Below are 22,233 nucleotides of genomic sequence, written 5' to 3'. Positions count from 1 at the left end.
GTTTACAACTGCATCCTTTCTAGTTGTTCCAGCAGCAACGCCTCTGCTTCCATTTCCGACAGTTCGTGTAATTGCGCCAGGGTGTCCGGCATGGGCGTCGTTTCTGGTTGTTGGCTTTCCTTTTCCTCCGCTGCCGCCAGGTGTAGATGGGTTTCTCCCAGGTAGGCGGCGAGCGCTTCCACGGTGGGGTAATCAAACAAGAGCGTTGAGCGCAAGGAGCAAGCCAGGTCGTATTCCAACCGGTTGCGCAATTCAACCGCCATGAGCGAATCTACGCCCAGGCTGATGATTCGCTGCCGGGGTTCAATCTGATTCGCCGCCGTCCAGCCGAGGACTCTGGCAATCTGGCCCTGGACGTATTCTGCTAGCAGTTCCGGTCGCCGGTAGGCTGGCGCTTCTTTGAGTGTTTCGATAAAGCGGCGCGCATCGCTTGACTCAGCGGCGGACGGGGTCGCCTGGAGTGCCTGGTAAAACGGAAGGTGCGCGTTGTACGGGAAATGTTGCCTGAAGGCGCGCCAATCAATGGGCAATACCCCGACCTGAGCCACGTCGGCACGCAGCAAGGTTTCCATAACTTGGAATCCACGCGGCGGATCGATTGTTTGCACGACGCGGGAGACGGACCGATGGTGGTTGGATGCGTCGGCCCACATGCCGGCATCTTCCCACGGCCCCCAGTTGATGCTCAACCCTGGCTGATGATCAAGACGGCGCTGCACCATGAGGGCGTCCATGAAGCTGTTGCCGGCAGCGTAACTCCCCTGCCCGGATGTCCCCAACAAGGATGCTACCGAGGAGTAACAAACAAAAAAGTCCAGGGGCAAGGATCGCGTCGCTCGATGCAAATGCCACGCCCCGCGAACCTTTGGCGCCAGCACACGTTGGAATCGTTCCCACGTTTGCTGTGTCAGAACACCGTCGTCAAGCGCGCCAGCGGCGTGGACAATGCCCCGCAAAGGAGGAAAATCTGGCTCGATTTCCTGCACCAGGCGCGCCACTTCTGCATACCGGGAGACATCCGCCTGCGCCACCCGCACCTGCACTCCGGCGGCCTCCAGTAGCTGCACGGCTTCTGCCTGGCTTTTAGTCGTGACGCCGCGCCGGCCCGTGAGCACCAGATAACGCGCTCCCTGCGCCGCCAACCAGGCGGCTGTCTGCAAACCTAGCGCGCCCAACCCGCCGGTGATCAGGTAGCTGGCGTCAGGTCGGACGATGGGTGGAAGGGCTTTGCCGGCATCTTCCTGCCGCGAAATGACGACCTTGCCAATGTGGTTCGTCTGGGCCATGAACGCGAAGGCCGCCGCCGTGTCCTGCAAAGCGAAGATTTTGTGCGGCAGCGGTCGGATCTCCGCCGCTTGCAATAGCTGGCGCAGTTCTGCCAGAGTGGACGTGATGTGCGCCGGCGTCTGCTGCACAATCTCGCTCAAATCGAAAAGGAAATAGCGCACGTCTGGCCTGACGGCGGCCATCTGGTCGGCGTCCCAGACGCCGATCTTGCCGATTTCAATGAAGCGTCCATTTTTCCCCAGCGCCGCCAGACTCTGCGGAATAAACGGACCATTCAGGCTGTTCAACACGATGTCTACGCCGTGCCCATCCGTCAGTCGCTGCACTTCCGCGGCAAAATCAGGCGTGCGTGAATTCATGACGTGTTGGATTCCTTGCGATTTAAGGAACGCCCATTTGCCGGGGCTGGCGGTGGCAAACACCTCTGCCCCGGCCCGTTGCGCTAACTGGACGGCCGCCTGGCCCACGCCGCCGGCGGCGGCGTGAATGAGTACCCGGTCGCCGGCCTGCATCCGCGCCAGGCGGCACAGTCCGTAAGTGGCCGTCAGGAAGGCGATGGAGATCGTTGCTGCCGCGGCAAACGAGAGGTGCGCCGGTTTGGGGATGACGAGATGCGCGTCCGCGATCACGTAACTGCTGAGGCCGTGCACGGTCATGGCGGCGATGACGTCCTGGCCCACGCGAAACTGGGTCACGCCGGCGCCAATGGCCGTGATTGTGCCGGCACATTCGCGGCCGGCAGGCAATGCGTCTCCCATTCCGCCGCTGAACGTCTCCCCATGATCCGCCAGCATACCCAATGCGTACAGCACGTCTCGGAAGTTCAACCCAGTCGTCCGCACGGCGATTTCCACCTCTCCCGCACCTGGCGCGCGTCGTTTCAGGGGCACAAACCGCATATTCTCCAGGATACCGGTGGGCGACAGTTGCAGGCGGATGGGCTGGTTGGCCGGGATGGGTAGCGGCTGCGCCGTTTCATCGGGCGCGACAAACCGCTGCAGCCGGGCCACGTACCGCATCTCTCCCCGGTAGGCGATCTGCGTCTCCACGTCCGCGGCCAGCAGCTCTGGCATCAAGAGCCGCGGCGCAGCCGCGGCGTCGGTTGTGGCATCCAGGTCGATCAGGGTGCAAGCCAGTTCCGGGTGTTCCAGGGCGATGGTCCGCGCCAGGCCGATCACCGGGGCCTGACAGGCGTTCACAGCCGCCGGCGCCGCGGCGACAAACTGCGCCCCGCGCGTCACCAGGTAGACCCGCGGTCGGTCTGCCCCCGGCTGTTGCGGGATGGCCTGGATAGTGTGCAGCACGCTGCCGCAACCCGCCAGTTGCGCCGTGGCGGGAACCGCGTCGTCCCAGGCGGCTTCATCAAGGCTCCAGCAGTGCACGATCCGGCGACAACCGTTTTCCCGGCGCAACAACTGCTGGAAATCGGTCGGACTGGCGGGATTGACGATATACGTGCCGTTTGCCTGGGCGGCAAACGCTTTTCCGCTGAATACCAGGATCGGGCGCAGTCCGCGCGTCTTCATTTCCTGGGCCAGTTGCCGGCCCACCCCCTGTCGATCACAGAACAGCAGCCAGTCGCCGGATTCCTCTCTTGCCAGGGTGGGCGTCTGGCCAGCCAGCGGCGACGGGTTCCACGAAACTTCGTATAGCCAATCGGTGGCAGGGGAGTGGCGGCGCATCTTCCCCTCGACCCGCTGTAGCTGCACGCCGGTGAGGGCCGCTACCGGTGCGCCGTCGTCGTCAAACAGGTGCAGGGTGGCTGTTAGCGCCGCGGGGTCGGCGGGCTGGTCGGCCTCAATCCGCGCCCGACACCAGAGAGAAATGCCGGCAGGTCGAAAGCACCTTACTTCGGCAATCGAAACGGGCACATAAATCGCCGTTGATTCCGGCATGGCCGCCCACAATGCGTGCAGGCAGGCATCCAACAGAATGGGGTGCAGCAGAAAGTCGGCATCTTCCGTGGTCCTGTTTTGCGGCAGATTAACCTGGCTCAGGATTTCCTGCCCATCGCGGCGTAATCTGCTGACGGCGCGGAACGCCGGACCATACTGCATACCCCGGCTTTCGCACTGCTGATAAAGCTGCTGCACGTCTACGTCCAGCCAGTTCTTTTCGGCGATCGGGCCGTTGAAAATATCGGGATCGGGCGCGGCGGTATCTTCGTCGATGCGGATGTTGCCGCTGGCGTGGCGGACCCAGGCTGGTTCTTCTCCATCCGCTGCCAGACTGAGCAGTTCAAAAGCGTATGCGGAGGCTGTCGCCGGTTGCAGTAACAGGGACAACCGTTTTGTCTCCGTTTCCGGTAGCGACAGCGGCTGGTGAATGGCTAACTCTTGCAATGCCAGTTGGCCGGTGGGAAATATGGCCCTGCCGGCCGCCAGGGCCATTTCCATGAATATGGAAGCTGGCACGACCGGCGTGTCAAACAGGCGATGGTCGTGAATGGAAAGTATGCCGGCATCAATTTCCGACTCAAACAGGTACTCTTTGGGCCGCAGGGCAGCGGAGAACGATCGCTGTCCCAAGACCGGGTGACCCGTGTTCCGCCCAGGCTGTCCGATCTTTTGCGGTTGCCGCCTCCTGTCCGGCAACCAGTACCGTTGCCGCTGGAATGGATAGGTTGGCAGCAACACCTTCTGTCGCCCATAATCGCGGTCGAAACGGGACCAATCCACCGGCGCCCCTTGAACGTATAATGCGCCCAGGCTTTCCAGTATCTGTTGCCAGTCCGAACGATCCTGTCGCAAACTGGGCAGCCAATGGTTCTCCGCCGCCGGCAGGCATTGCCGCGCCATCCCCAACAGGGTTGGTTTTGGACCCATTTCCAGGAACAGATGGACATGCCGTTCCTGGATCCTCTGGACGCCGGCGGCAAACCGCACCGGTTGGCGAATGTGCCTGGTCCAGTAATCGGGCCGGGCCACTTCCTCGCCTGCCCAGGCGCCGCTTACGTTGGATATCAGGTCTATTTGGGGCGCGGAAAAATCAACCGCCCGCGCCGCCAGTTCAAAATCAGCCAGTATCGGCTCCATCAAACGGGAGTGAAAGGCGTGGGAGACGGAGAGAGGGGTCACGCGTATACCTTCGTCTCGCAGAATGGCGGTCATGGCCTGGATGCCGGCATTTGTTCCCGATAGGACGACGCTTTCCGGGCCGTTGATGGCAGCGATAGAAACGTCTTGCCGATAAGGCTGCAAATGCGTCAGAACGCGCTCTTCCGCCGCCATAACGGCGATCATGCCCCCCTCTTGTGGCAGCGACTGCATCAGGCGCGCGCGGGTGGCGATCAGCCGCAGACCATCCTCCAGACTGAAGACGCCCGCCAGGCAGGCCGCCACATATTCGCCGACGCTGTGGCCGAGCAGAACAGCAGGTCGGATTCCCCAGTCGATCCACATTTGCGCCAGCGCATACGCCAGCGCGAAGAGGGCTGGTTGCGTATAGGCGGTCTGGTGAAGCAAGGGGGACGTGTCGCTTTCGGCGCTGAACAGGATGGACAGGAGGGGCGCGTCCAGGTGAGGGCGCAGGATGGCGTCACATTGCGCCAGCGCCTGACGAAATACGGGCTGCGTATCGTACAACGCCTTTCCCATGCCCACATATTGCGCTCCCTGGCCCGTAAACAGGAAGGCAATGGGCGGTGCATCCTCATCATAGCGGACGCCGACTGCCGCGCCCGCGACCGGCTGCGGCTGATGAGGGCGGAATGTGGCCAGCTGTTCACGGGCGGCGGCGGCGGTGGCGGCGACGATGCTCAGCCGGTGGGTGTGGTGCGCTCGCCCGGTGTTTGCGGAGAAACAGACGTCGCCGAATGGCTGATCAGGATGCGCCGCCAGGTGGTTTTTGTAGCGATCGACCAGATCAGACAGGGCAGGCCATGATCGGGCTGATAAGGTGAGGATGTGCAGGGGTCTTTGCTCACCAGTGGGGGCAGGAGACGCCGGCGGCGCTTCTTCGAGTACGATATGGGCATTGATGCCGCTGAGACCAAACGAGCTGACATTGCCAATGCGTCGCCCATCGATCAGGGGCCAGGGGATCGACGCTGCCGGAACCTGCAAGTTCATCGACTGCCAGGGAATGTGCGGGTTGGGATTGTGGAAATGCAGGTGCGGGGGGATTGTCTGATGCCGCAAACTTAATACCGTTTTGATCACGCCGGCGATGCCGGCTGCCGCTTCCAGGTGGCCGATATTCGTTTTCACGGAGCCGACGATCAGGGGATGCCGCGGCTGGCGCATTTCGCCCAGTACGTTCCATAGCGACTGTATTTCAATCGGGTCGCCCAGCGAGGTGCCGGTTCCGTGCGCCTCGACGTAGCCCACAGATGCGGGATCCACGCTGGCGTTCGCCAGCGCCTGGCGTAGCAACGCTTCTTGCGCCGGTCCGTTGGGCACAGTGACGCCGCCGCTGGGGCCATTGTGGTTGATGGCTGTGCCCCGGATCAACGCCAGCACCAGATCGCCATCTCGTTGCGCCTGTGACAACCGCTTCAGGACGACGACGCCGCACCCTTCGCCACGCGCGTACCCGTCGGCTGTGGCGTCGAACGTTTTACAGCGTCCATCGGGCGCGACCGCCTGCATCTTGGATAGGACGATACTTGTGCATGGATGTAGAATCAGGTTGACGCCGCCGGCTAACGCCATGTCGCATTCGCCGGAACGGAGCGCCTGGCACGCCAGGTGAATGGCCACCAGGGAGGAGGAACAGGCGGTGGCCACGGCCATGCTCGGTCCCTGGATGCCCAGCAGGTAGGAGATGCGCCCGGCCAGGAAGCTGGACTCATTGCCTGTGCTCATGTAAGCGTCAAAATTGGCGGGATCATCGTAATCAATCCGCCGCTGCAGGTAATCATTGGACATCAGGCCCATGTAAACGCCTGTTCGCGTCTTCAGGAGGCGATCTGCCGGCACACACGCTCCCTCAAGCGCCTCCCAGCACACTTCTAACAACAGGCGCTGCTGTGGATCCATGCTCAGCGCCTCTCGCGGTGAGATGCCAAAAAACTGGGGGCTAAACGTGTCTACTTGCTCGAGGAATCCCCCGTGCCGCGTGTACATCTTGCCCGGCGCTTCTGGATCAGGATCGAAAAATGCGTCCTGCTCCCACCGCCGCGGCGGAATTTCACGAATAGCGTCTTTCCCTGTCTGTAGCAGTTGCCAGAACTGCTCAGGGTCGTGCCCGCCGCCGGGAAACCGGCAGCCTATGCCTGTGATGGCAATCGGTTCTGTCCGGGCCTGTTCCACGGCCTGCAGCCTGGTCTGTAACCGATCCAGTTCCCGCAGGGCGTTTTGCATCAGTGCGCGATAATTATGATCTTGTGGTGGGTTGTATGCCGGCATAATTCAGGGTTCAGATTGGTTCATAGAGAATGAACCAATCCAGGCAGCGCGACTACTTTCGTCCATTATGTTGCTGGATGGCGGACAGTTTTTCTGCCAGCAAACTGGCGATGGCATCTTGTGAAAGGGAATCCCAATCAGTCTCTGTTGTTGTTCCCGCGCTTTCTTCCGGGCGAGGGGAGGGTTCGGCGGAAAACGGGAGGTCCAGCACCTCGGCGATCAGGTAATCCGTCAACGCTTCGAGTGTCGGGTAATCAAAAAGCAGAGTGGCTCGCCGGATAGGGCGGTCGAAGTTGAACTCAAACCGGTTTCGTAACTCCAGGGCCATCAAGGAGTCCATGCCCAAGTCGAATATCCGTTGCCGCGGGCCGATCTTCTGCGCCGCGCTCAGGCGTAGGACTTCCTGGATCTGCCGGCGCACATGTTCGATCAACATCCCGCGACGTTTGTGAATGGGCGACGCTTCCAGTTGCTGCCGATATTTCCCACGCGCCGCCGCCGTCTGTTCGGAGACGGCGGCGCGGAAGGCATCGAAGAAGGGCCGTGGTTCATGCTGCGAGAACTGCTGTAGATATTGGCCCCAGTTGACGTTCACAATCGTCACAGATGGCGGTGCGGTTGGCTGTTGCAGCAGTGCTTCCAGCGCGGCAACGCCCATTGCCGGCATAATGGCTTGCACGCCAACGTCCCGCCAGCGCGCCTGGTCCCGCTCGCTGCCCCGCGCCGCCATGCCAACTTCAGCCCACGGACCCCAGTTCAGGCTTAATGCCGGCAATCCTTTGGCGCGTCGATAGCCGGCCAGAGCGTCCATAAAGGCGTTGGCTGCCGCGTAATTCCCCTGTCCTGCCGACCCCAATGACGAGGCAATCGACGAGAAATAAACGACAAAATCCAGCGCCTCATCTCGCAGATGGTTGTGTAAATACCACGCTCCGGCTACCTTCGGCAGCAGCACACGCTCGAATTGATCCCAACGCTGTTGGCGGAGAATGCCGTCCTCGATCACGCCAGCCGCATGCACGATACCGCGTAAAGGCGGCTGATTCTGCTTGATTTCAGCCAGTAGCTGCGCCACGTCCGCCGCTGCTGCCACGTCGGCCCTGGCGATGACCACATTGGTCCCGTTCTGTTGTAGTTGGGTCACAATGGCCTGTTGCGCCTGATCCAGCACGCCCCGGCGACTGGTCAGTATCACATGTCTGGCGCCTTTTTCAGATAACCAGCGGGCAACCTGTAGACCTAAACCGCCCAAACCGCCCGTAATCAGGTAGCTGCCGTGGGCATGTACCGTTACTGTTTCTGCCTCGGGGGGCACCGGGCAGCGACCCAGCCTGGCCCCGAAGCGCGTCTCTCCTCGCCAGGCAACCGCGGTCTCTCTATCCTGCCGCCATAATTCCGCGAACAAGGCAGATGCGGCCTGGTCTGGCTGTCCGGCGTCCAGGTCCAGGTAGACCGTTTTGAGTTCCGGATGCTCCAGCGCGATCACCTGACTTAACCCCCACCAAGCGGCCTGATCGACGCGCGGCGGCGCGTCATCCTCTGTCACCCTCTGTGCGCCGCTGGCTGCCAGCCACAATCGCGGCATTTCCGTCCACGGATATACGCTGATCGCCTGAACTAATCCCAGCACGCTCTGGCCCGCCAGGGAGAGCGCGGCCCATATCTCTTCTAGCATCATCTCCGGGTGCGCGGTTTGCCGGTTCAAGCCCCAAAGATTGACGATGCCGCGACAGGCGGGGCGGTCGTGGCTCAGGCAATCTTGCAGCAATCTTTGGTACGTTTGTGGATCTGCCGGGTCGATCCGGTACTGCGCTTCGGCGACGCGTTCATACGTCGCGCCCGGTTCTACGAGCACGCAATGGTCTCCCTTAGCCGTTAATTGTCGGGCTACATCCCGCCCGATCTCGCCTGTGTCCGCCAGGATAATCCAGGTGCCCGGCGTCGCCGGCATCCCGTCCGCGTCGTGGTCAAACGGCAGAGGCCGCCAGCTTACTTCGTATAGCCAGTCTGCCAATAAGTCGCGGGTGCTGCGCTCTATTTTCTGGCAGCGCAACCCGTGCACTTCGGCCAGCACCTGCCCTGCCGTATCGAAGTAGCGAATATCGCCGACGATGCCGGCATCTTCCACCCGCGGCGTCATCGTAACCTGGCACCAGGCTGTTTCATCGGTGCAGGAATGGTAGAAATCCAACCGCTCCACGCCCACAGGCAAATACATGGCGGTATCAGGGAGATTCAGACGGCTGATGGCCAGAGTAAGCAAAACCTGAAAACCGGCGTCCAGCAGGGTTGGGTGCAGACAATATCCGGCGCCGTCAGCGCCGCCATGAGCCGTCAACTGGATTTTTGCGATTGCATCGGTCGCCGAAAGCGGCCAGATTCCCGCCACGCGTTGGAAAGCCGGGCCGTACTCTAGCGACCGTTGCCGCATGTAGTTGTAGTGCGTTGCCGTGGAAATCGTTTCCTGATTGGCCGCGGGGGTCTGATGTGGGAGATCCCTTTTCGGCAGCATCGTTTCTTTGCCCGCGGAGATCTGGCCGGAGGCGTGCAGCGTCCAATCCGATTGTTGATGACCGTCGCTGATCGGGCGCGAATGAATCTGCAACTGCTGCCGGTCGCCCGTTCCCGGCGACAGCGTCAGTTGGAGCGCGTTTTGATTGTGTGCCGGCAATAAAAACGCTTCATGAAAAACGATATCCGTCAGCGTATGCTGGCGGACAGCGGAAACCGCGCCGCTGCCCGCCAGCATCATCTCAATGTAAGCGGCAGCGGGAAACACGGGCAGGCCGCGGACGCGATGGTCCGTGAGATAGGCTACCGGTTCAGCCGGCAGCATCGTTTCCCACAAATGTGTTCCGGGGAAGCTGGCGGAGGCGATGTGCTGACCCAGCAGGGGGTGAGATGCGTCCGGGGAACGGGTCTGCCCCTTGCGCCGGCGGACGCTGCCGTTCTTCCCCGAACTATCCTGGTCATACCAGACGTAGGAGCGCTGCCAGGGGTAAAGCGGGAGATGGCCCAGGCAACGTCCCCGCGGACACACACGTTCCCAGGCCACATCTTTGCCGAGCGTGAACAATGCGCCCAACGATTGCAGCATCAACTGACGTTCTGGATATTGACGACGCAGGGAGGGTATGACGCTGCCTGCTTGTCGCGCCTCCTGCAGGCATTCCTGGATCGACATGGCCAGCACCGGGTGTGGGCCGACTTCCAGGAAATGGTGGTATCCGTCGCCAATCATCTGTGTGATCGCCTGCGCGAATAGGACCGGCTGCCGCACGTTCCGCCACCAATAGGCGGCCCCAAAGGCGGACGTCTCTGCCCGTTTCCCGTCCACAGTGGTATAAACGGGTACGGTTGCGGGATGGCATTCTATGCCCTGCAGTTCCGCCAGCAATTGCGCCCGCAAGCGGTCCATCTTTGGGCTATGATACGGTACGTCCGTGTAAAGAAACCGCGCGAAGATCCCTGCCGCCTTCAGTTTTGTCTCCAGCGCTGCCAGCACCGTGGCGTCCCCTGCCAGGGTAACTGATTGGAAGCTGTTGATGGCGGCGATGGATACCAGGTTTTCGTGGCCTTGCAGGTAAGGTTGGATCGCCGCTTCCGGCAATCCTACGGCGAGCATTTTCCCCTCCCCTGTCGTCAGTTGTTGCAGCCGACTGCGATGGTAAGCGACCCGCAGCGCATCTGGCAGAGAAAGCATGCCAGAGACGGCGGCGGCGGCGATTTCCCCTGTGCTATGGCCGATGATGGCGTCCGGCTTAATACCCCACGATTGCCACAGCGCCGCCAGGCCAAGTTGTAGGGCAAAATTCGTCGGCTGTGCCACATCGGTGCGCGCCATCCGGGAATTTTCCTCTGAGTCCAACAGGGCGTTCATGAGCGACCAGCCGGCTATCGGTTGAAAATGGGCGTCACATTCAATAATCGCCTGCCGAAATACAGGCTCAGTCTGCAGCAGTTCGCGCCCCATCCCCCACCACTGTGGTCCCATGCCGGTAAAGACGAACGCCAGCGGGCGGTCCCTTTCGTCGGCGGAGGACGGCTGTCTTCCGTCGCTGAGGAAAGCGGCAAGTTGCTGCTTCAGCTCTGCCGGCGTCTGGGCCACAAAGGCGGCGCGATAGTTGTGATGCGCGCGGCGGACAGTGGTTGTGTAGGCTAAATCCGGAAGAGGGGTGCGTCGGTCTTGTGGCTGCAAAAACGCCTGATACGCCGCCACGACGGCGTGCAGAGCCTGGGGCGTGTGCCCTGTCAACACGATCAGTTCCGGGCGGACGTTTGCCGGGTCAATGGCGTCGGTTGCTGCCAGATCTGGCGGCGCGCTCTGCATCACCACATGCGCATTTGTGCCGGTGACACCGAATGAGTTCACGCCGGCGTAAAGAGGCTGTCCATTTTGGGGCCATTGGCTGAAGGCCGTCTGCATTTTGAGCGGCAGTTCCGACCAGGGAATGTTGGGATTGGGGTTCGTAAAATGGAGGCTGGCGGGAATGGCCTGATGCTGCAGGCACAAGGCGGTCTTGATGACGCTTGCGACGCCAGACGCCGGTTCACTGTGACCGATATTTGTTTTTAGCGAACCAATCAGGCATGGATCGTCCGCAGCCCGGTTTTCACCCAGGACCGTGCCTAGCGCCCGAACTTCAATGGGGTCCCCTGTAGGGGTGCCGGTGCCATGGGCCTCCATGTACCCGACCGCGCCGGGCGAGATGCCGGCACGCTGGTACGCTTCGCGCAGCAGAGTGACCTGGGCTTCGTAACCTGGCGCTGACAAAACGCCTCCAGAGCGACCGTCGTTGTTTGTGGCGCTGCTGCGGATGAGGGCGAAAATCGGGTCAGCGTCAGCCTGCGCCTGCGAGAGTGGTTTCAGGACGACAATGCCGGCGCCCTCGCTGCGCACATACCCATTGGCGCCGGCATCCCCAAATTTGCAGCGGGCGTCTGGGGACAACATGCCAGAACGGGATTCGGCGATGGAAAGCTCTGGATTGAGCATGATGTTGACGCCGCCGGCCAGGGCCATCGTTGATTCGCCCTGCCACAGACTCTGGCAGGCCAGGTGAATGGCGACCAGCGATGATGAGCAGGCCGTATCGACCACCATGCTGGGTCCCTGAAAGTCAAAGAGAAAGGAAAGGCGTCCAGAGGCCGGGTAGAGCGAACTACCGGTCAAGACGTGCAGGGTCAGGTCTTCGATGGCCGCATACATTCTTTCCTTGTATTCGGTTGCCCACATGCCAAGAAAGACACCGGTCTTGCTGCCGGCCAGTTTTCGGGTCACCTGGCCGCCACTTTCCAGGGCTTCCCAGGCGACTTCCAGCAACAATCTCTGTTGGGGGTCGATGTAAATAGCTTCACGGGGGGCAATGCCGAAAAACAGGGGATCAAACAGGCGGATGTCTTCTGACAGGAACCCGGCCTCACGGGTGACGATTTTGCCGGGCTGGCGGTCGGGCGCGTAATATTGCTCGATGTCATAACGATCTGCCGGTACTTCACCAATCGCATCAACTTCGTCCCGAAGTAAATGCCAGAACGCCTCTGGGCTGTTGACGCCTCCAGGATACCGGCAAGACATGCCGATGATGGCAATCGGCTCCAGCGACGCGGGGCTGGTCTGGCTTTCCGAATTCTCCTTGACCATATTTATCCTTTGTATGACTATCGAATTTTAAGTAATTTAATAGTAACTATTCACGTCTCCGAGAGATTGGACCAATTTTGTAGACATCAATAAGATTCAACCAGAGCAAATTGGTCCAATCTGGGCAGATGACCTGTATAGTCACATTTAATAAATGTTCTGCAATACGAAGTGCGTCAGCGAGTTTGAGAATGGCATATGCGGTGACTGATCCAGAAATTCAATCCCGTAACTCAGATAGATCAATTTCGTGAAACCGGCATATCTGGGGGTTTAGAAGAAAACTTCTCTGCATATGCGAATGTGACATTATCAAAGTAATCATCTAATACGCACTTCCCATCCGGAAACTTATTTATGGATGGTTACGAAGCGGGTGAAAACTGCGTGCAGCGACGCGAACATCAGTTTCCAAGAGGAACTGGCGGCGTACAGACACATACCACAAGCTCTTCCCCCTTATGAGTAGGCTGTGGCACAGTGGCAACCCAGGCAAAACGCCATGGCCTTAGCGCGGTGCTGCATGTATTCAGTTGTCGTTTGGAAATTTGGCAGTGGAAATGTCGCTCGATATCACGACCCGTCGACTTGACTCTTATCCACACCCAGGCTTGGTTGAGACGCACCTAAAAGCTGCGATCTCCTGGCTTACCGTTGGCACAAACCCCTGAAATCCGAAAAAAAGCGTTTCCCGCCCATTATGCCTTTGAAGGCAGACTAAAAATAACAACACTCTTACAATATCAATTGTTGGTAGGTGTTTTCAATAGGAGGAATTTCCTAATATGCGGCCTGAGCCGGGCAAGATCCACAAATTTCACCCAAAAGGCAGGGTCTGGTCGCCGCGAACAGGCATATGTGCGCATTCTGAAGCCTGCAAACGCTGCTGCCTGGCAATTATACTTGATGGAGGAGGGACAACGGGCGTATGAGCCTGAAAGTGGTTGTCGGCGGTGAGAAAACAGTAAATTCAAACCTGAGTTGTTACTTGAATATCGGGTTAATGCCGTGACCAATAACTCAAAGCCCGCGGCATTGGTCGCACGAATAGATTTCGGTAGTTTTCGTTCCAACAAACTGCCTGTTGTCTTGGCCGGTTGGCGACACTGAAGTTGCAAACCACGTTCCCGTCGTTGTTTCGCGGCGACCTGCAATCGTAATGATGAATTTGCCATCCCGGTGTGTTTGGAGGCAACAACATCAACCTGAGGAATATCCAGGGTAAAATTGATTTGGGCTGGGGTAGACACGGGCATCGTTTTTACTCCGTTTTGGGGAATGACCTCCAATCTACCTCACCCCCACGTATGGGTGTACTCCCTGAGTTCCTCAAGAGCCTTTTTGTTAAATTTGTCAGTCAATTGGCAAAAGAAAGTAAAATTTGACAAAATAAGGCAAAAAGATACAATGCCAATGGCTCCCCCCTAAGGGTAGAAATCCCACTAGCGCCTGTTAGTGGTCTACCCTGCTTATGGCTCCCTAGAGGCTTCCCTTGTCGCGCCCGCTGCAAGGGAAGCCTCGCTTTTAGGGAGGATGGGGATGTAGATGAGGCCTGCCGGCATTTTATACGCACTCGTCAATATCCCCGCCCCCAACGCCCCGTCATCGCCCGCTACAGCCATCGCCAACAGATCTGCCCGGACAGATGCCGGCATTGTCCATGGCGCTTCCGTACAGGCCATCAACTGAGCCGCCAGCGCTGCCGCCCCTGGCGCGGCAAACGACGTGCCCAGTCCCCAATCGTAGCGCGTTGTCGTGAAGGCCGCGTCCGGGTCCCAACCCGTGACGCAATACTCCGGGTGTGTACCCTGGCGGCAGGCGGCGATCATGGTCGCAATGTGGCAGTCGTCCGCGTCGCGCGCTATGCCGCCGCCCAGCAGGGCCACGTCTCCCTGGTTGGCGTAACAGGCCAGTTCGCCTTGCCAGGTGGTGGCGGTGACGCCTAGCACTTGTGCGTGTGCGGCGGGGTAGGGCATGGGTTGGGGGCCGGTGGTGTAGGCGGAGTCGTTACCGGCGGCGGCTATTTGGAGAATGCCGGCATTCTCCACCCCCGCCAACATCTGCCCAATCCCCACCGTCGTCGTCACCCCATTCATACTGGCCTCAATCACCAGGCTGTAGTTAAACACCGCCCCCGCCAGCGTCTCACTCACCGCCAGCGTTTGCGTGATCATGTCGTCCATTGCCTGAAACAGCGTGAACAAATCCCCAATCCCCGTATCGTTCAGCACCCGCACCAGATGCACGTCCGCGCCGGGCACGACTGCCAGAGCGGTGCTGGCGGCGAAGGAGCCATGGGCGGGTACGTCGTACGCCCCTTCGGGCAGAGATGCCGGCAGTGTGTAAGGAGCAGAAGTCGTGACGGTGATGCCGGCAATCGACACGGCAACATCCCCATCCGCCGGGCCAATAGCATAGGGCAGCGTATCAAACAAAGCGACCCGCACCCCATTCCCCACGCAATCAGCGGGCGTGGCGTAGAGCGGCGGCGCGTCCGGTTCTTGTGGTCCCGCCGGACTGCCCGCCACGTACTCCTCATCCGCGCCCACAATCAGGTAATCGGGACCCGCGCTGACCATACCCCCCATGCCGTTAATCGTGGCCACAACGTCGCGCACCGGAACGAAACTGGACACATAGAGGCGGATTTCGTTGCAGCCGGGTGGCAACGTTGCCGCGCGCAACGGCAATCGCGCCAGTTCTGCCAGTCCCGGCAAGCTGGCAGCCGCCACGTCAATCTCTGAACAAGGCCCGCTCAAGACGACACGACCGGGCAAATACGACAACCACGCCAGATTTTCCGTCGTGGTTGTGACGCTAAGCGGCGGGGCGGCGGCGGCTACCTGGGCCAGCACCTGGCCGGCGTGCAGCGTGTCCGTTGTTACTTCGTAAAGGCGTACAATCGTGTCCGGAGGGAAGAATTGGTTGTGAATCGGCGGCGGCGCTTCACGGAGATACGGCAACGCATCGCTATAGGTGCGCAGCGGTTTTAAGGCCTCTGCCGCCACAAACGGCTGCGTCACGCTGACAATGGCCGGCGGCGCGCCGATCAGGGCGATGTGCCGTCCCGTGCCCGCCAGGGGCGCTGCCGCCGCGCCGGGCATGGGCGTCAGCGCCCGTGTCCAACTTGCCAACAACAGCATGGCGATGAACATAGCGAGGAGAATGATTGTTCCTTTGCGCATGGCACTTCCTCAAATGGGGGCAACGGATGCCAAAAGGGCCGCAAGGCTTATGGCTACAACCCTATCATTGTACCAGCGTTTAAGCCTTGCGGACCTATGGCGTATTGGATGGTAGAAGCTATTTGGAAATCCAGGATGCGCCGTTGCAAATCCAGAGCAGGTCTGGGCCTGGCTCAAAAACCATGCGGCCCACATACTGCGACGCGCACGCACTGGCCGGTGGCGCGCCGGTGGCGACATCCAGTTGCAGATAGCCTCGGTTGACGCGCACGTCACCCTCGAAATACCCTGCGTAGCTTTGCGCCGTGCCTACGTTTTCGTCAATGCCCGTGACGCCGGCTACAGCCCCGCGCGCGGGCGTGTTGTCAATGCGCCCTTCAACCCGGCCATAGACGCCGCCAACCCAGTATGTGCCGACGTTGTTCAACGAGAGGACAAAGTTCGGATCGGGACCGCCGATGAACTGCCCACCGAGGCCGCGGGAGATGGAGGCGGCCTCGAAGTTTGACAGATTCCGTGGCCGTCCCACGCCTTGCACGCCCATCATGTTCCCGTTGTTCACCCAGCCATTGACATAACCCAGGTCGCCCAGGGCGCTGCCCTCTTGCGGATGTCCGACGGGCTGCACCGAGGTTTCGCCGCGGATGCCGATCTGGGTTCCTTTGCTGTTGAGCGTGGCGGAGGTGGCGCGTAGGCCATAGGCGGCAATGGAGTTGACGGCATTGCTGAACGTGATTCGCTGCGCCGCGTCATAGGAGACGCTAATGGGGCGGTCAACGTGGAGGCGGGCCTCGGGGGTGCTGGTTCCAATACCCATGAGCTGGTTCGGATGGTCAACGCAAACGTAGGGGAGGAGTGTGAAGGGCACTCCTAGCAGATTATGTGTGCAGACAGCTTCGATGTGTTCGTCGGCGTACGCCAGTCTCGCGCCGATACCCAGTAAAAAAACAAAGATGACGAGAGTCAGAACACGCGAAAAACGGTTGGTGGACATTGCAATTCTCCTTTATGATCAAGGGGACAGTTGAGGGTTGGTCCTAAAACATTGCCTCACGCTGGCCCGGTTCGGGTAGTTTCATCTATATAAACGAGGTAGGAGATGCTTTTCCGGTATGGGGCGCGCAAAAGACAAATACACGTTGCTATTCACGTGTACCATTTCTGCTATCATTGTTGTTGTGTAACTACTAGCGCTCTCTAAAATTGGTCCAATCTGGCTTAAGACTGACGATGAAATAAAGTACGGAATGGCATCGTCAGTTTGAAGGAACGGTAAAGAAACGACTTCGTTGTCTTCTTTAATGTCCGTTCCTCAGCAGTTACGTTGTTGTGGCCGGGGACCAGTATTGCGCGGCTCGGTTTCAGGTGAGAGGGACAGGATGCTAGACAGGTTAACCAAAGAGACGTTTTTACCCCATGTGGGCGAGGTATTTGAAATATATTATGCGCCCACGGCCTTTGTATCGGCTGTCTTGCTGGAGGTAACGGGTATCGGACGCCCGCGTGGTGCGCCCCCTCGTTTTGGGGAGGCGCCGCGGCCTACGGAGCGCCCGGAAGGCTTTTTTATCGTTTTGCGGGGCGATGCGGAGCCGCCCTTGCGGCAGGGGATGTATCGCCTGGTGCATCCGGTAATGGGCGAACTGGCGGCTGTCTTTCTGACCGTGACCGGCGCCGACGAACGGAGCCGCTATTATGAAGCTTTGTTTAATTGAGGGGGATAACCGGAGGTGTCAGGTGTTTGTCCTGGCGACGGGCGTGTCATTGGGCGTTACTGATGCCGGCTGCCATTCCATCAAGATGTGGCCGGCCATTTCCAGGACGGGCGTAAAGCCGCGGCGCAGGTAGAGCCGTAAAGCTGCCTGGTTGGATTGTTGTACGGTGTAGCGTAGGGGTTTGCCGGCATTTTCCGCCTGCTGCTTAAGCCTGTTTAGAAGCGTGGTTCCGATGCCGGCATTCCGGTTTGCCGGCATCAGGGCAATATCAAGCAACCGAATCTCCGCGTCGGAGTCGTGACGCCAGAGCAACCCTACCGGATTGCCCTGGCGCAGGATGATCTGTTTGGTCGCATCCGGAAAGCGACGCTCGTAATCCTGGCGCTGCGCCTCAAACTGCCAGACGACAAGCGCTTTCTTCTCCGCCGGCGGCAAATCAATCTGGACCAACTCCGGGCGGGCCGCTTCAAACAGGGCCAGCAAAAAGGCGTCGTCAGCCGGCCGGGCCGGTCGTAGCGAGACTGCCATTCATCACCTTATTCGTAACTACTAGCGCTCTCTGGATATTGGACCAATTTCACGCGCCCAATGACCATTTTCACCGGAGAAAATGGGTCCAATCTGGCCTGGCAGTTACCCTTATTCGTATCTTCGCCACAAAGTGAGGCAAAGTTGGTTGAGCCTGTTGAAGCCAACCGCCTTCGACAAGCTCAGGCTGCGGTTTCTCCAAACTATCGAGAAGTTACCCCGATTCATCGAAAAAGAGCGCCTAATTGCGTGATGGGAAAATCCCCATTAGCGCGATCTGGTAATTGAGCGCCAGGTAGTTGGGAAGACGAGGGGCATCAGGTTCCGTGGCCGCGGCCACCGCCCCACCACCTCCCCTTTGTCCCAAGGCGTAGTTGGGCAACCCAGGTCCTGTGCCATAATGGAGCGGGGAGCGCCCGCGCAGGTCTGGTAGCGCAAAGGTGGTGCGCCCATCACCCCCGTACATGGTGCCCAGTATAGAGAAAAGGGCTGTGTTTTGACTAATAGGCAGCAACTGCCCATCACATTGGGCAAAGTTGCGAATGGCAAAATTGCCGCCAAATAGAATAATCTGGCCGATGAATGGTTCTGACATGGGATTCTCCTTGAGTTCGTGCGGGGACAATAGCCTTGATTGGCTAATGAAAACACAAAGGCAACCTGATTAGGGCGCATCCGCTGGCGGGTGTGGCGTTGACGGATGCGCCGCAAGGGTTTGGGCGATACATTAGAATGTCCGAAGTGAATCTTGAATGAACCCCTGCTGGCTGTGCTGCCGCGATACACATTCTCGCCTATGGGGATGCAAGAAAGCCGTTTTCAGTGGATGTATCTCGGAAGGTCACAGTCCCTTTTATTTTACGTGGTCCCCGCGGTGAACGCAATCATTTTCACCGGGTCTTCACCTGGCGTGGGCGATGATTGGCGTCGTAGCCGGTTTGTCAATCTTGCCAGGTCTGCCCTACAACGAAGAAAGAAGCCCAGAAGTAGGGGTGGGCGTGAGAATTTTGGAGCAGGTGGCATTGCGCCTGGCGCAGAGCCGTCGCCGCCGCTTCCCCCGCGATCAAACGGCGATAGAAGTGGGTCATCAGTTCACGAGTGGCGGCATCGGCTACCTGCCACAGGCTAAGAACGAGCGCCGACGCGCCCGCCGAGAGAAAGGCGCGCATCAGCCCCAGCAGCTCGTCCCCGCCGCTGACCACGCTGCGCCCCGTCTGGCAGGCACTGAGGACCACCAGCGATGCCGGCATTCGCCAGTGAAACACATCCAGCGTCGCAATCTGCCCATCCGCCAGCGCCAACCCCGAAAACAGCGGGTTCTCCGGGCGGAAATCGCCATGCGTCGCCAGGTGCAGTACGGACGCCCGCGCCGCTGCCTGCGCCACGGCGGTGCGCGTGGCCTCCGCTTCCAGATAAGCGCGCCCGCGTAGCAGTTCGGCCACGGCGGCGGCCTCGGCGGGCGCGTGCGGCAGCTCCCCGCCATGGGAATGGCCGAATGCCGCCGCGTGTCCAGATAATGGCGGCGGCGGGGCTGGCAGGTGGGGCAGCAGGCTGGCGCTGGGCAAAATACTCAGGTCCATTTGCTCCACCAGATAGCCCGCTCCATCGTGCAAGGCGGCAAAGGGCAGATAATGCAGCAGCGGTCCATGCGGCACAATGATCAGGCGGCGATAGGGGGCCAGGTCCGCCACCAGGGGCGCCAGCAGCAGGCGGTGCAACTGCCGCAACCGCGCCTGCGCATTGGCGATGAGGGCGGGGTGCTGGCGGAGCGGGGTCAGGGCCGCCGCTTGCAGGTTGAGGTGCAACAGGCGCGCGGGCGTGGCTAGCTGCGCGGGCGTGGCCGCCAGGCGACGCGCGGTTACGCCGTGGCGCGTGAGCAGGAAGGCAATGATCGTCTTGCCACGCTGGCCTTCGTCGTGGAGGATGTGGTATTCCAGCACGGCCGTGTCGGCGGGGAGATGCGGTTGCAAGGCTGCGATGCCGGCAGGCGGCGCGACAGCTTCCCCCGCCGCGGACTGCGCCGCATCCTGCGCATAATCCGCGTTGCGTACGAGCAACTGCCGCCAGCGGGCCGTGATGGCCTCTTCTAGCGTCAACATCTCTTGCTGCATCTCCGTCAGCGAACGGCGCTCCTGGTTGGTGCGCCAGCGGCGATATAGCTGGTTGCGCCGGTCGCGCAGATGCGTCAATTCGGCCACCAGGGGTTCGTCCGCGGCGGCGCGCGCCTCCACGCGCACCTCCAACTGGTAGGCCAGCAGTTCCAGCAGCGCGCGCGAGCGGGCGCGTTCGGCGTAATGGAATGCTGCTTCCACGTCGTTCTCCGCCAGAGCGAGGGTGATGGCGTCGGCGTAGACTTGCTGCTTGTCGGCCAGGAAGTCGGCGCGAAATTCGAGCATCAATCGGCCACTTAGCCGCTCTAACTGGGTGATGGCCTCGTGAAAATGGGTACGGGCGGCATGGGTGCTGCCGCTTGCGTGGGCCAACGCGCCGAGGACGTGGTGGGCGCGGTGCTGTAGCCAGGGGAGGTTCGCCGTTCTGCCGGCATCCAATGCTATTTGCAGATGGGTCTTTGCTTCCGCCCCGTTTTCTTGGGCCAGCGCCGCCTGGCCGAGCAGGAGGCTGGCTTTGGCCGCTTCCAGGGGGGCGTGGTGTTCGTGAAAGGTGGCCTGGCAGGCGGCGGCGGTTTGGGCGCAGGCGGTCCATTCACCCTGGCGGGCCAGCAGGGCGGCTTTTTCCAGGTGGCTGATGGCCGCCCAGAGGGTGTTGCCTTCGGCGGCGAAGCGGGCCGCGGCATCATCGAGGGTGGCGAGGGCGCGGGGGAACTGGTTGATGCCGGCATAAGCGACCGCCTCCGACAACATCGCCTGGGTCATTTTATACGGCGCGCCCTGCTCCGCGAACAACGCCCGAATCTGCCCCGCCTTTTGCAGCACCTCCTGATAGCGCCCCAGTTGCAGCAAGCAGTCGCCGGCGAACAGGTCCACGAGTTGGGCGTCATTGTGGCGGCCATCGGCGATAAATGTGCGTTGCGCCTGGTCGAGTCGTGTCAAGGCTTCGTTGAAGCGCCCCAACGTGAGGAGGATGATAGCCTGGCATTGTTGCGCGCGCGCGGCTTCGACGTGATGGCCGCGGGCGAGAAACAGATCATGTGCCTGTTGGCTGGCGGTGATGGCGGCGGGCAGGTTGCCCAGGGCGAGGAGGACGAGGGCGCGGTTGTGGAGAATGCCGGCAAGATGCTGGTCCACCCCCGCCTGATGACAGATAGCCTCCGCCTCTTCTAGCAGCGTCAGCGCCTGCCGCGCCTGCCCCAATCGCTTGTGGATCAGCACCAGATTGAGCACCACGCCGGAAAGCAGCGCCCACTCCTCATGCGCCGCCAGCACCGGCTGGATTTCCCGCCCTAACGCGACTGCCTCATCGTAGCGGCTCAGGTTCGCCAGGCTGCCGATTTTGCCCACGAGGCTGCCCGCCGCCGCCGCCGGTTGGTTGAGCGTGCGGTAGATGGCGGCGGCTTCGTCGTAGCAGGCCAGCGACGTCGCCCATTGCCCCATGCCCACGCCGAGGATGTTTCCGCGCACGCGCAGGCTGAGCGCCTCGTAGGCGGGGTTGTCGTACCATTGCGCCAGCAGGCTGAGCGTTTGCGCCGCCTCACGCGCCCGCGCCACGTTGGCGCGCAGAAGATGGTCGGCGCGCTGTTTCAGGGCTTGTGCCAGGGCGTCCGTCCAGGCGGCATCCGCCGGCCATGTCAGCCGATCTTGCAGATAGGTTTGCCGGGCTGCCGCGTCGGGTAGCTGCAACAGGTCCGTGGCCACGGTTTGAGGAGGGGGGAACATGGCTTGGCGCAGGCGCGGGGGCGTTTATGGCGTGGGGGGTGTGCCCAGGAAGATGCCGGCAACGTGCAGTTCCACATCTTGCTCCAGGACGAGTAGCGCCAGGTCGTAGCGGCCGGGGGGCAGCGCGGGTATGACGAAGTTGCCAAATTCATCCAGAGTGGCGACGGCACTGAAGGCGGGTGTGTCCGCCGCCAGCAGCGTGGCCGTGGCCTGCGCCGGTGTGTCCGACCCCAGCAGCAGCCCGGTGAGGACGAAGCGGCCCGGTTGCTGCCAATCATCGTCGCTGTCCAGGATGATTTGCCAGTCGCCTGCCTGGTAGATCGCGGCTGCGCCACTGCCGCGCGCGCCCGCCCACGCGCCTTGCGGTGTGGCGGCGTCTAGCAGGCGCATGATGACGGCCTGGAGACGGCGGGGCGGTTCGGGCGGGGCGGCGGGAATTGGCTCCCCTTGTGCCAGATAGTCGCGCAGCAGGGCCACCTCGGCGGCGGCGTGTGGGTGCAGCGCCAGGTAGGCTTCCACCTGCGCGGCGGCGGCGGGTGGCAGCATCCCCAGCGCGTACTCGCCGAGGGTGAATGAGGAGGGGCGGGGTAGGCGGGCGAGGTTGTCCCACGGTTCGGGGGATGTGGTTTCAGGGTTGCTCATGCGTTACCTCATTCAAGTAAACGGGGCGATGGCGGATTTTCCGGCGCGGATATA

Annotated in this window: 10 protein-coding genes; 1 reads left to right on the top strand and 9 read right to left on the bottom strand. The window is 60.8% G+C overall.

Annotated features, from left to right (window positions below; translation table 11 throughout):
- Positions 1-2: 2 nt before the first annotated feature.
- The 5 genes from H6650_21280 to H6650_21260 form a co-directional block, all read right to left on the bottom strand.
- Positions 3-6,635 carry a type I polyketide synthase gene (locus H6650_21280; GenBank protein ID MCB8954545.1) on the bottom strand — a complete coding sequence of 2,211 codons (6,633 nt, stop codon included), beginning with the start codon at positions 6,633-6,635 and terminating at the stop codon, positions 3-5.
- A gap of 52 nt (positions 6,636-6,687) precedes the next feature.
- On the bottom strand, positions 6,688-12,279 hold the full coding sequence (locus H6650_21275; protein MCB8954544.1) for a type I polyketide synthase: 5,592 nt from the start codon (positions 12,277-12,279) through the stop codon (positions 6,688-6,690).
- Positions 12,280-13,022: 743 nt separating this feature from the next.
- Positions 13,023-13,535, bottom strand: a complete 513-nt coding sequence (locus H6650_21270) for a hypothetical protein (protein MCB8954543.1) — start codon at positions 13,533-13,535, stop codon at positions 13,023-13,025.
- A 213-nt stretch (positions 13,536-13,748) separates the two neighbouring features.
- Positions 13,749-15,464, bottom strand: coding sequence for a S8 family serine peptidase (locus tag H6650_21265; GenBank protein ID MCB8954542.1), 1,716 nt, complete (start codon positions 15,462-15,464; stop codon positions 13,749-13,751).
- 118 nt (positions 15,465-15,582) lie between these two features.
- The gene (locus H6650_21260) at positions 15,583-16,458 is read right to left on the bottom strand and encodes a hypothetical protein (GenBank protein MCB8954541.1); all 876 of its coding nucleotides are present in this window, start codon (positions 16,456-16,458) and stop codon (positions 15,583-15,585) included.
- A 385-nt stretch (positions 16,459-16,843) separates the two neighbouring features.
- Between H6650_21260 and H6650_21255 the strand changes: the two genes are divergently transcribed.
- On the top strand, positions 16,844-17,176 hold the full coding sequence (locus H6650_21255) for a hypothetical protein (protein ID MCB8954540.1): 333 nt from the start codon (positions 16,844-16,846) through the stop codon (positions 17,174-17,176).
- 18 nt (positions 17,177-17,194) lie between these two features.
- Here the strand turns inward: H6650_21255 and H6650_21250 are convergent, their stop codons facing one another.
- The 4 genes from H6650_21250 to H6650_21235 all read right to left on the bottom strand — a co-directional run bounded on the left by H6650_21250 (position 17,195) and on the right by H6650_21235 (position 22,179).
- Positions 17,195-17,704, bottom strand: a complete 510-nt coding sequence (locus H6650_21250) for a GNAT family N-acetyltransferase (protein ID MCB8954539.1) — start codon at positions 17,702-17,704, stop codon at positions 17,195-17,197.
- A gap of 241 nt (positions 17,705-17,945) precedes the next feature.
- Positions 17,946-18,299, bottom strand: a complete 354-nt coding sequence (locus tag H6650_21245; GenBank protein ID MCB8954538.1) for a tail fiber protein — start codon at positions 18,297-18,299, stop codon at positions 17,946-17,948.
- A 346-nt stretch (positions 18,300-18,645) separates the two neighbouring features.
- Positions 18,646-21,537 (bottom strand): CHAT domain-containing protein, encoded by a 2,892-nt coding sequence (locus H6650_21240; GenBank protein ID MCB8954537.1) that lies wholly within the window; start codon positions 21,535-21,537, stop codon positions 18,646-18,648.
- Positions 21,538-21,561: 24 nt separating this feature from the next.
- Positions 21,562-22,179 (bottom strand): hypothetical protein, encoded by a 618-nt coding sequence (locus tag H6650_21235; GenBank protein MCB8954536.1) that lies wholly within the window; start codon positions 22,177-22,179, stop codon positions 21,562-21,564.
- Positions 22,180-22,233 lie beyond the last annotated feature (54 nt).

It is taken from the genome of Ardenticatenales bacterium, assembly GCA_020634515.1.
In the GTDB taxonomy this organism is placed as follows: domain Bacteria; phylum Chloroflexota; class Anaerolineae; order Promineifilales; family Promineifilaceae; genus JAGVTM01.
Note: the sequence above shows the minus strand (reverse complement) of the source record. Positions and strands in the feature narration are given on the sequence as shown.